At 69.8% G+C, this 1,192-nt stretch carries 1 protein-coding gene; it reads left to right on the top strand.

What is annotated here, in order from left to right; all coding sequences use genetic code 11:
- Positions 1 to 257: 257 nt before the first annotated feature.
- A partial coding sequence (locus ACIRRA_RS46065; RefSeq protein WP_402782515.1) for an ATP-dependent DNA ligase occupies positions 258 to 1,192 on the top strand: 935 nt, incomplete at its 3' end.

Genomic DNA, 1,192 nt, shown 5'->3' on the forward strand with positions numbered 1-1,192 from the left:
TCACCAGCGGTTCCGATGACGATGTGCCAGTGGTGCGCTGGCCGGAGCCGAGTCGGCTCGAATCGTGGTGGCACGCGATCATGCATCCCGCCGCCGAGCCACCCACACCCACCTGACCACAACCGGCTCGACCGGCACACAACGGTAGTTCCCAGCACGGACCACGGACCCTACGACGAATTCCGCCAGGGGTACGGGATTCCGGAGCGTCACGGTAGTGCGACCGTTCGGTATCTTTTGCGGGTAGCGTTCCGCGTATGGTGCGCCATCCCGCGCCGATGCTCGCCACGGCCGGCCCGGCTCCCGCCGACGACGACACCCGGTACGCCTACGAATGGACCTACGACGGAATCCGTTGCCTGGCATGGATTTCCGACGGCGTGTGCCACATGATCAGCCGCAACGGCAACTCCCTCAGCGCGGCCTTCCCCGAGATCTCCCATGCCTTGGTGTCGCTGGCGGCGGGGCGGGAGATGACCCTCGACGGTGAGCTCGTGGCACCTGACCGCGACGGGGTGCCACGGTTGGACCGTATCGGGCGCCGCCTGGGTGTGAGCAGACCGAGCGGGTCGCTGATGCGCGCCGTGCCGGCCTGCCTGTACGTGTTCGACCTGCTCGGCTTCGGCGGCCGTGACCTGCGCACGCTGACCTACCTGCAACGCCGCGAACACCTCGAACGGCTGGGCTTGCCCCATGGCCCGGTCCTGCTGTCACCGTCCTACCGTGATATCCCGGTCTCCCGGATGCTGGCCGTCGCCGCCGAGCACGACATCGAGGGCGTCATCGGCAAGCGCGTGGACAGCACCTACCGCGCCGGGCCGTCGCAAGCATGGCGCAAGCTCCCGGTGCGACGGTCCACCGAAGTGGTGGTGGTCGGCTGGCTGGCCGGCCACACCAACAGCGAGGTATTCGGGTCCCTGCTCGTCGCCGCCCACGACGACCGTGGGCGACTGGTGCTGCTCGGGGCGGTGGGGACCGGGTTCAGCGACACCACCCGCCGCTCGCTGCAGCGCGAGCTGTCGGCCCTGGCCGTTGCCGCGCCGCCGGTCACCGGTGAGATCCCGTCCTCGATCGTGGCCACCGCGCACTGGGTCGCCCCGCACCTGGTCGGCGATGTCGCCTACCGCGAACGCACCGCCACCGGCCTGCGCCACCCGTCCTGGCGTGGCCTGCGCTTCGACCACTCACCAGC

The sequence above is a fragment of the Nocardia sp. NPDC101769 genome (genome assembly GCF_044766925.1).
In the GTDB taxonomy this organism is placed as follows: Bacteria; Actinomycetota; Actinomycetes; order Mycobacteriales; family Mycobacteriaceae; genus Nocardia.